Raw genomic sequence first — 9,453 nt, forward strand, 5'->3', positions numbered from 1 at the left:
CTCGAAGGCGAGGTCGATATTAGGCCTTCGCCTACGAGTTATGCGACGCTTTTGGGTGAGGCCTGGTCCCGTCGCGCGCCCCGCTGTGTGGCCGCGGGCTATGCCTCGGTGCCGTCGGCCGTCACACGGAAGGGCATGGCCCAGTCTCCGTGGTCGGAATGAAGCAGCTCCTCCGCGCGCTCGGAGAGCGGTTCGCCCAGGAAGTCGTCGTAGCAGGCCTTGACCGCCGGGTTCTCGTGGCTAAAGCGCAGCTCGCTCTGCTCATCGATGATGCGCAGCGTGCAGCCGCGGTCGGCGGAAAGGTTGAACCCTTCGATGATGGGCTGGCCACCGCCACCCACGCAGCCACCGGGGCAGGCCATGACCTCAACGAAATCGTAGCTCGCCTCGCCGCGCTCGATGGCACGGCAGAGCGCGTCTGCGTTGGCAAGGCCGCTCGCCACCGCGATGCGGAGCGTACGGTCGGGCAGCTGGAACCCCTTCTCGCGCCATCCGCGCTCGGGTCCTTCGGAGCGAATCTCATGGAATGCGTCCGCGTCGGGGTTCTCACCGGTCACAAAGTTGTAGGCGGTGCGGAGTGCGGCTTCCATCACGCCGCCCGTCACGCCGAAGATGTGTCCGGCGCCCGTCGCCACGCCGAGCGGGCGGTCGAAGTCCTCTTCTTCCAGAAGGTCCACGTTTACGAAGCGCTGGCGAAGCTGGCGCGTGAGCTCGCGGACCGAGAGCACGGCATCCACGTCCGGACCGGTGCCGGTGGAGTCCATGCCGGGGTAGGCGGCCTCCATCTTCTTGGCGACGCACGGCATATAGGACACAACGAAGATCTTTGCGGGGTCCACGCCGAGGATCTCGGCATAGTACGTCTTGGCGAGCGCGCCGAAGATCTGCTGCGGGCTCTTCGTGGTGGAGAGCTTCTTCGCAAGCTCGGGGTAGCGCGTCTTCGCGAAGCGCACCCAGCCGGGGCAGCATGAGGTGAACATGGGCCCCTCGGCGCCTTCCTTCAGATGCTCGATGAGCTCGCTTGCCTCCTCCATGATGGTCACGTCGGCAGCGAAGTCGGTGTCGAAGACGTAGTCGAAGCCCAGGCGGCGAATCGCCGCGACCATGCGGCCCGGTGTCGGCGGCTTGCCCCCCAAGTCGAGGAGCTCTGCCCAGGAGGAGCGAACGGCGGGTGCCACCTGCGCGATGGTAATTGTGTCGGGGTCAAAGATCGCATCGAAGACGCGCTCGGTGTCGTCGCGTTCATGAAGTGCGCCCGTGGGGCAGTTGGCGATGCACTGGCCGCAGAAAGCGCAGTCGTCGGGAGCCACGGCGTCCACGTGCGCGCGGCTTCCGGAGTCCACGAGGTCCCAAACGCCGAGCGCCTGCACCTTCTGGCATGTGGAAACGCAGCGCAGACAGTTCACGCATTTCTCGGGCTCGCGCACGAGCGGGAACCGCGCGTCGATGGGCTTGGTCTCGAAGAACGTGGTATAGGGCACCTCGTGGACGCCCATGCGGTCGGTAAGCGCTTGCAGCTGGCAGGTTCCGTTGCGGAAGCACGTGGGGCAGCGGCGATCGTGCCGCGAAAGGATGAGCTGCAGGTTGGCCACGCGGGCGCGCCGCACGCGCGGCGTGTCGGTGTAGACCACCATGCCATCCGTGACCTCGTTGTTGCACGCGGCCACCAGGTGGTCGATGCCCTCGACCTCCACGAGGCATACGCGGCACGCGCCGATCTCGTTGATCTCGCGCAGGTAGCACAGGGTGGGGATGTCCACGCGGTGCTCACGCGCCACCTCAAGGATCGTGGCGCCCTCTTCGGCTTCGTAGACGTTACCGTCGATCGTGATCTCTACCATGACATCCGTCCTTCCTCATGCAGGATGCCGCAGCCGAAGTGGTCGCAGTTGAGGCACCTGAGCGTCTCTTGGCGGATTTCCTGTTCCGACAGGCCGTACTCTACGAGCTCAAAGTCGTGCACGCGCTCCTCGGTGGGGCGCTCGCCGTTCACGGAGCGGCCGCAGGGCACGCGGTCGTCTAGGCGCGGCGTCGGCAGCTTGATGTCGACCGATACGGTGTGGTGGAAGCCGAGGTACGTATCGATGGAACGTGCCGCCTTCTTGCCGTCGGCGATGGCAAGGATCACCGTTGCGGGCCCGCGCATGCAGTCGCCGCCGCTGAAGATGCCCGGATGCTCCGGCACGGCAAGGCTCTCGTCCACATCGAACTGCTTCCAGCTCGTGGGCAGGCCCTCGTCGGCGAAGTAGTCGGACTGGATATCCTGGCCGATGGCCACGATGACCACCTGGCAGGGGAATTCATGCGGCTCGCGGTCGGCGGTCACGGGTGCGGGGCGCCCGCGTTTCACGGGGCCGATGATCTGGGGTTGCGCCTTGAGCGCGCGAACGCGGCCCTCCGCATCGGTGAGCACCTCGAGCGGGGCCATGAGATCGGCGATCTCGCAGCCATCGGCGATGGTTCCTTCGATTTCCTCGGGTAGCGCTGTCATGTCGGCTACGCGGCGACGGTAGACCACGGTGACCTTCTTTGCCCCGCAGCGCACCGCCGAGCGCGCGGCGTCCATGGCAACGTTGCCGCCGCCCACCACGCAGACCTCGAGGCCCGTGTAATCGGGCGTGTTGCCCAGACCGATCTCGCGCAGCATCCGCACGGCGGGCACGACGCCCTCGGCGTCCTCCCCGGGCATGCGGAGCTTCTTATCGCCGTGCGCGCCCATGGCGATGTAGACCACGTCGAAGTCGCGCTGGAGCTCTTCGAGGGTGATGCCGGCTGGTCCCACCGGGGTGCTGCAGCGAATCTCGACACCGGCTGCCTCGATGGAGGCGATTTCGTCGTCGAGGATGTTCTTGGGCAGGCGGTAGTTGGGGATGCCGTAGCGCAGCATGCCGCCTGCCTTCTCGCGCTGCTCGAACGCGACGACCTCATGGCCCATGCGGGCGAGGTAATAGCCGCAGGTGAGGCCCGAGGGCCCGGCGCCCACGATGGCGATGCGCTTGCCCGTGGCGGGGCCTCGATCGGTCGCGCGCGGGCCGGTCGCGTGGTCTACGGCGTAGCGCTTGATGCCGCGGATGTTCACGGCATCGTCCACCATGGTGCGGCGGCAAGTCTCCTCGCAGGGATGCTCGCATACATAGGCGCATGCGCTGGGGAAGGGGTTGTCCTTGCGGATGAGTTCCACGGCCTCGTCGTAGCGGCCCGCTGCCGTAAGGGCGATGTAGCCGGGGATGTCCACGTGCGCCGGGCAGCTGACCTCGCACGGCACGCCCTGGCTCGAGCTGCGAAGGCACCCGCCGGTGGCGGCGTGGTATTCGAAGTCGTCGCGGAAGGCCTTCACGCTCATGAGCACCTGCTCGGCGGCCTGGTAGCCTACCGCGCAATCGGAGCTCACGCGAATCTGCTCGGCAAGGTCTTCAAGGCGTTCGATTGTGCCCGGATCGGCGGTGCCGCCGATGATCTGCTCGAGCATGTCGGTCATGGCGCCCAGGCCCACGCGGCACGGCGTGCATTTGCCGCAGCTTTGCGCGTGCGCCACGCCCACGAGCGCGCGCGTCATATCGACGGGGCAGGTGCCGCGGGCGTTCGCTCCCAAACGTCGGCTTGTGTTGGAGCACATTTCGCCCAACGCGCCGTAGGAGCTGTCGTTCTCAAACAGCATATGCTTATCCCCTCTGCCATGCGGTGCTGGCGATGTATTTTGCACCTAAATACTCACACTACTGTCTCGTGTTCCGTCCCGCAGCCCCCAACCGGGCGAACGGTCAAACTGTTCGACAAAGGGTTATTTCTGTTCGCACCGCGCCGCGCTTTCGGGCAAGATCCGGACACCGCAGGCAAGTTGAAACGCAGACACCGGGTGTCTGCGTTTCATTCCCGGCGGCCTTTGGGCGGCAGCGCCGGAGGGGCAGTAGATTCACTCTGCGAGCAGTTGCATGATGAAAGCCCCGACGCCCGCGTTGTTGTTGGCGCCGCACACGGCGTCGGCTGCGTCCTTCGTTTCGTCTTCTGCGTTGGCCACGGCCACTCCGGTGCCCGCCGCTTCGATCATCGGGATGTCGTTGATGTTGTCGCCGAATGCTACTGCGTCTGCGCGCGATATGTCCAGGTACGAGCAGAGCCATGAGAGCGCCTCGCCCTTGGTGGCCCGCGCGTCGGAGATCTCGATGCTATTGGATACCGAGCGCACGACCGAGATATCGGGCACCTGTTGCACCGCCTCGAGCAGCGCGGCGCAATCGGCGGGGTCGTACCAGAAGTAGGAGATGCGCTCGATGTGCTCAAGCGTGGTCATGAACGCCTCGGTCTCCCCATCAAAGGGAGTGCGAATGGAGCGCATGAGCTCAAGCTGGTAGGGGTCGTCCGCGAACTCGGCAAGCCGGTCATACGTCTTGCGATGCTCGAACACGCGCCCGTCCGCGAAGAGGTCGAAGGTGACGTCGCGACCTTCGGCAAATTGGAGCAGCGTCCGCGTCCGCTCGTGGCCCAGATCGCAGCGGTGTATGGCCTCGCCGGTGGAGAGGTCGGTTACCGTTGCCCCGTTCGCGCTCACGGCATAGCGCGCGGCAGGGTGCTTAAGCAGCACCTTGGGAATGGCGGCAAGGGACCGTCCCGTGCACGGCACGAACTGGGCGCCCGCCTCGTGAATGGCGTCGAGCGCCGCTAGATTTCCCTCCGGTACCTCCTTCCTCGATGTCAAAAACGTGCCGTCGAGGTCGGAAAAGAAGATCAAGTTCTGGTGTGGCACGGCTGCCTCGCCCTCGCTTCGCTTGCCTATCGCTCGGAGAGGGGAACGTACTCCGCCTGCTCCATCACAGAATTATAGGCAGGACGGATGATGCGGTTGGCGCCATAGATCTCCTCCATGCGATGGGCAGCCCAGCCGGCGGTGCGCGCTACGGCAAAGATGGGCGTGTAGAGATCTTCGGGCACGCCGAGCATGTTGTAGATGAAGCCGGTGTAGAGGTCGATGTTCGCGCAGATGGGTTTGGTGGTTCCGCGCACGTCGCGCATGACCTGCGGCGCTAGGCGCTCGATGCGCTCTATGAGCGCGAACTCTTCACCCAATCCTTTCTGCTCCGCGAGCTTGCGCGCGTACTGGCGGCAGATCTTGGCGCGTGGGTCCGAGAGCGTGTAGACGGCATGCCCCATGCCGTAGATGAGGCCGGCGCCGTCGAACGCCTCGCGGTTCAAGATCTTCATGAGGTATCCTGCTACCTCGCCGTCGTCGTCCCAGCGGCGCACGTGCTCGCGGATATCTGCATGCATGGCCATGACCTTGGAGTTGGCGCCGCCGTGGCGCGGGCCCTTGAGCGAGCCGATGGCCGCGGCGTAGGCGGAATAGGCGTCGGTCGCGGAGCTCGAAAGAACGCGGCAGGCGAAGGTCGAGTTGTTGCCGCCGCCGTGCTCGGCGTGGAGCATGAGCATCACATCAAGGAGCATTGCCTCGTCGTGGGTGAAGTTGTCGCCCTCGCGGAGCACCTGCAAGATGGTTTCCGCCATCGAGTAGGACGGGTTGGGCCGAGGGATGTGCGCCCGGCGCCCCTCGAACTCCGCATTGCGCACGCTGTGCGCGATGGCTGCGATGCGCGGCAAGCGGGCGAGGAGCGAGAGCGCCACATCGATCTCGTGCGGGGCGGAGATGTCGTCGGGGGTTTCGTCGAAGGCGTAGAGCATGAGAACGGCTCGCGCGAGCACGTTCATGATGCTCTTGGACTTGGTGGTGAGGGGGAACTCGTTGATGTAATCCATGGGCAGCAGGCGCTGGCTTGCGATGCGCGCGCAGGTGGCATCGAGTTCGTCTTGCCGCGGTAGCTCGCCGGTGAGCAGCAGGAATACGAGTTCCTCATAACCAAAGCGCTGCTCCTGCTGCGCATGGGCAACGAGTTTTTCGATGTTGTATCCGCATATGGTGAGCTTGCCCTCATCTGGGACAAGCGTCCCGTTCTCGCGACGATAGCCATGCACATCCGAGATCCTCGTAAGGCCGGCGACCACGCCCGACCCGTCCGCGTTGCGCAGGCCTCGCTTAACATCATGGGAGCGGAAGAGCTCCTCGTCGTAGGGCACCATGACGGCGCCGTCGTACAGGCGCTTGGTGGCAGGGGAGACCTCGCGGGTCTCGGCGAAGTCGATCGTTGTGCGCTCGGCAATGAGCGGGTGCCTCAGATTGATCTCGGTCATGCTCACGGGCAGCAACCTCCATTCGGGTTCGAGGCGGCGCGACCTAACCGGTCGCGCGGGCCGTGGGCGCCGCAGCTCGTGCCCGGGTGCGGCGCTCAGCCTGGCGAAGCGTTCGCTCTACAGGCGGTACATGTAGTTGAAGACGTCCTCGCGCTGGATCTGCACGTTCACCCCGATGCTCTCGCCCGCTGCAGACAGGCGCTCCTGGAGCGTGGTGAAATCGGACGCGGTGGCGGAGATGTCGGCGATCATCGTCATGGTGAAGATGTCTTCGATGATGCTCTGGGTGATATCGCGGATATCGACGTTTTCATCGCCGAGCACGCGCGAGATGCCGGCGACGATGCCCGGGCGATTCTTTCCGAGCACGGTGATGACGATGCGGTTGGATGCGTTCTCTGCCATGAGGCGCCTTTCTCTCGCGGGCTCCCCAGCCCGTGGGCGGTGTAGATGCATGGATTCACCTATACCCATTTGCGCAATGGAGCGGCGCGGCGCGCGGCGCGGAACACAGGAGAACCACACTGGCGAAACATGCGGGCAACATGCCGAGGGGTCTGCATCCGGCAGAGGGGCGCCCAGGAGGGCTGCTGCCGAGGGGGGATCCGGGTGGTGGGGTCGACATCCAGCGGGGCTCGGCGTCCGCCGCGTATCACCACTGTGGCAAATATGGAGTTATGACTGGATTGAGGGCCCGTACCGCTCGGCCGCGCTCCGGTTCCCGCAGATCGGGGGTGCGCCTGGCCGGGCTCCGCGTCGTCCGATCCCGGCAGCCTCGTGTAGGGGAGCGACCGTTCCAGAAACGCGATGCTGCGCTCGTAGTCGCGAGCGAACAGTCATCCATAGAGGGCATCGAGCTGTTGGTTGAGCCCCGAGTACGAGATGGCCACCGCGGCGTGGTTGGCCCCTGTGGCCAGGGCGGTTCGCACGAGCCGCTCCGGACTTTCGTGGCAGGTTGCGTTGCGCCCTGCGGAGAGCAGCCGATCGCAGAACATCTGCGCAGGATAGAGGTTATGCGACTGCGTATAGATATCGATGCATGCAGCGTTGTCGAGCACCTCTGCGAGTGAGCTATTTTGGGACGGGTTTGTTTTGACTCATCATGCGCCGGCGACCCTAGGACTTTTAGATGAGAAGACGAGGCTGCGCTCCCGGTGCGCCGCCTTCGGCTCGAGGGGTGGTGCGCCGATGGCGTCGCCCCAGAGCGGGCGCGCAGGCGTGCCGCCCTCGCCTCGAAGCGTTAGGCGGCAGTTCTCTTCTCGCGGCAGGCGGAAAGGATGCTCCATGGCCGATTGCAAGATCATTTTTCTCGACGTCGATGGAACCATCACGGACTACGAGAACAACGTCCCGCCTTCGGCGGTTCGCGCGATTCGGCTGGCTCGCGCCCGCGGCCACCGCGTCTATATGTGCACGGGCCGCAGCAAGGCCGAGAATCCGCTAGAAATCTGGGCAATTGGCTTCGACGGCATGATTGGCGGCAACGGTTCGTACGTCGAGGACGCAGGCGAGGTCGTGATGCACCAGCTCATCACGCTCGACCAGTGCAAGCGTATCGTGGACTGGCTGCAGGCCCTAGTTCTACCTCGAGAGCAACAACGGTCTGTTTGCGAGCGAACGCTTCCAGGAGGCGGCGCGGCCCGTGCTGCGCCAGTATATGCTGGGCAAGGGGGCTACGCCCGAGGAGGCCGATGGGCTCGAGGTCGACGACGTCCTTCACGGCATCGTGTATGGTGCCGAGCTCTACCGCGACGACCTCAACAAAGTGAGTTTCATTTTGTCGAGCTATCAGGACCATCTTGATTCTGTCGAGGAGTTCCCCGACCTCAAAGCGGGTACATGGGGCGGCAAGGGCGAGCATGCGCTGTTCGGCGACCTTGGGGTTAGGGGTATCGATAAGGCCCATGCCGTGCGCGTGCTCATGGAGCACCTCGGTGCCGATTTGGCCGACACCATCGCCATGGGCGACGCCAAGGTGGACATCCCCATGTTCGAGGCGTGCGCCCAGAGCGTCTGCATGGGCTCCGGCGGCATGGAGGCCAAGGAGGCCGCTGATTGGGTTACAACCGATGTGGACGACGGCGGCCTCTGGAACGCTTTCGTGCATCTAGGGCTCATCGACCAGGAGTAAGCTTCCTCCCGCGCGGCGCTCGTGACGCTGCGGCCGCGGCATCCGAGGCGCGTTGGCCGAAGCTTCGGGACGCCCTAGCTGAGGCATCCGAGGCGCTTCGGCCGAGGTTCCGAGACGTCCGCCCCTTCGTGGCCCTGCGCGGGGCAAAACTCCCGTCAAAGGATCGAATTTTATGGCTCGGGCGGAGTAGCCTATACAACGACACTTCTCCTACCTGCAGTTTTAATTTTGTTTGAACCGGGTATATCTGGGCGGTTCTCGAAAATCCGCGCCTTTGACGAGAGTTTTGCTGTGCCAGGCAAGTTTGACGAGAGTTTTACTGCGCTAGGCAAGTGGTCCGTTGTTTCTGGGCTTCGCCGTCGTTTCCATGGGCTCCGCCGCCGCGCGCGATTGGCATTTCGCTTGGGAAGGACCTGGGCAAGGAGGCGCTTCGCCGGGTGCGATGATGGTCATTCCGGTCGCGGGCTAAGATCCCGTAAGGCCGGGTGCACGTTGCGGCAGGCGTTCTCCTGGAGCATGATGCTTTTATGACTTCGCCTAGCTTTCGCGCAGGTGTGCTATCCTATCGCAGTTGTTCTGTCTTGGTCGGAAACCAAGACGCCTTATGCCCTGGTCGGTAACCAGGACGAGATCGTAAGGAGTCCCTGCATGAAACCTGGAATCCATCCCGAGTACATGGAGTGCACGGTCCGTTGCTCTTGCGGCAACACCTTCGTGACCCGCGCCACCGTCCCCGAGATTCGCGTCGAGCTCTGCAATGAGTGCCACCCGTTCTACACGGGCCAGCAGAAGTTCGTTGACACCGGTGGACGAGTCCAGCGCTTCGCCGACAAGTTCGGCGGTGCCGCTCAGGCTGCGCTCGAGCGCGAGGCCGCCAAGAAGGCTGAGCGTCAGAAGGCCGCCGAGGAGGCCGCTGCCAAGAAGGCCGCCGAGCGCGAGGCCAAGGCCGCCGAGAAGGCAAAGCGTGCTGCCAAGTACGCCGCCGAGGCCGCCAAGAAGGCTGAGGAGGAGGCCGCTCAGGCTCCCGCCGAGACCGAGGCCCCCGCTGCTGAGGCTGAGACCGAGGCTGCTGCTGAGTAGCACCTGCTACGCGCACGGAGGGAAGAACGACCCGCATCGGAATCCGGTGCGGGTCGTTTTTG

At 64.6% G+C, this 9,453-nt stretch carries 8 protein-coding genes and 1 pseudogene; 3 read left to right on the forward strand and 6 right to left on the reverse strand.

Annotated elements, in window-relative coordinates; translation table 11 throughout:
* Window positions 1-98: 98 nt before the first annotated feature.
* The 6 genes from HGEM_RS09195 to HGEM_RS09220 all read right to left on the reverse strand — a co-directional run bounded on the left by HGEM_RS09195 (window position 99) and on the right by HGEM_RS09220 (window position 7,238).
* The gene (locus HGEM_RS09195) at window positions 99-1,841 is read right to left on the reverse strand and encodes a [FeFe] hydrogenase, group A (protein WP_019129145.1); all 1,743 of its coding nucleotides are present in this window, start codon (window positions 1,839-1,841) and stop codon (window positions 99-101) included.
* Window positions 1,835-3,658 (reverse strand): NAD(P)-binding protein, encoded by a 1,824-nt coding sequence (locus HGEM_RS09200; RefSeq protein WP_019129146.1) that lies wholly within the window; start codon window positions 3,656-3,658, stop codon window positions 1,835-1,837. Before HGEM_RS09200 ends, HGEM_RS09195 begins: the two co-directional genes overlap by 7 nt.
* A gap of 255 nt (window positions 3,659-3,913) precedes the next feature.
* Complete coding sequence (locus HGEM_RS09205; protein ID WP_230197266.1) at window positions 3,914-4,744, reverse strand: Cof-type HAD-IIB family hydrolase; 831 nt, start codon at window positions 4,742-4,744, stop codon at window positions 3,914-3,916.
* A gap of 26 nt (window positions 4,745-4,770) precedes the next feature.
* Window positions 4,771-6,186, reverse strand: coding sequence for a citrate synthase (locus tag HGEM_RS09210; RefSeq protein ID WP_019129148.1), 1,416 nt, complete (start codon window positions 6,184-6,186; stop codon window positions 4,771-4,773).
* A gap of 111 nt (window positions 6,187-6,297) precedes the next feature.
* Window positions 6,298-6,585: an ACT domain-containing protein gene (locus tag HGEM_RS09215; protein WP_019129149.1), complete on the reverse strand. Its 288-nt coding sequence runs from the start codon at window positions 6,583-6,585 to the stop codon at window positions 6,298-6,300.
* Window positions 6,586-7,016: 431 nt separating this feature from the next.
* Window positions 7,017-7,238, reverse strand: coding sequence for a phosphoheptose isomerase family protein (locus HGEM_RS09220; RefSeq protein WP_019129150.1), 222 nt, complete (start codon window positions 7,236-7,238; stop codon window positions 7,017-7,019).
* Between the two features lie 226 nt (window positions 7,239-7,464).
* Between HGEM_RS09220 and HGEM_RS10550 the strand changes: the two are divergent.
* The 3 genes and pseudogenes from HGEM_RS10550 to rpmE all read left to right on the forward strand — a co-directional run.
* A pseudogene (locus HGEM_RS10550) lies at window positions 7,465-7,692 on the forward strand (HAD hydrolase family protein); the annotation flags it as partial.
* Window positions 7,693-7,822: 130 nt separating this feature from the next.
* Window positions 7,823-8,311 carry an HAD hydrolase family protein gene (locus tag HGEM_RS10555; protein ID WP_019129151.1) on the forward strand — a complete coding sequence of 163 codons (489 nt, stop codon included), beginning with the start codon at window positions 7,823-7,825 and terminating at the stop codon, window positions 8,309-8,311.
* A 648-nt stretch (window positions 8,312-8,959) separates the two neighbouring features.
* Window positions 8,960-9,391 (forward strand): 50S ribosomal protein L31, encoded by a 432-nt coding sequence (gene rpmE, locus HGEM_RS09230; RefSeq protein WP_019129152.1) that lies wholly within the window; start codon window positions 8,960-8,962, stop codon window positions 9,389-9,391.
* Window positions 9,392-9,453: the final 62 nt, after the last annotated feature.

The sequence above is a fragment of the Enorma massiliensis phI genome, from assembly GCF_000311845.1.
GTDB lineage: Bacteria > Actinomycetota > Coriobacteriia > Coriobacteriales > Coriobacteriaceae > Enorma > Enorma massiliensis.